This window comes from Affinundibacterium nitidum (genome assembly GCF_014284155.1).
Lineage (GTDB): Bacteria > Pseudomonadota > Gammaproteobacteria > Burkholderiales > Burkholderiaceae_D > Undibacterium > Undibacterium nitidum.
Genome location: NZ_JACOFZ010000077.1, coordinates 1 through 207 on the forward strand (window position 1 = coordinate 1; position 207 = coordinate 207).

A 207-nucleotide genomic window follows, 5' to 3' on the forward strand; every position below is an offset into this window, starting at 1 on the left:
CGAACGACACGGTCGGTGCGGACAGCAACGCCACTCCAGTGACAGCAGGTACGTTCACGAATGCAGCAGGCTACGGTACTTTGGTCTTGAACAGCAATGGTACCTACACGTACACGCTCAACAACAGCAATGCGGCCGTCAATGGCTTAGGTGCCGGTCAAAGTTTGACCGATAGCTTTACGTACACCTTAACCGATGGTGACGGTA

The 207-nt window shown here is 53.6% G+C and carries 1 protein-coding gene; it reads left to right on the forward strand.

Annotated features, from left to right (window positions below; genetic code table 11):
- Positions 1 to 207 (forward strand): VCBS domain-containing protein (locus tag H8K36_RS19110; RefSeq protein ID WP_186918102.1); only part of this gene is annotated, 207 nt, incomplete at both ends.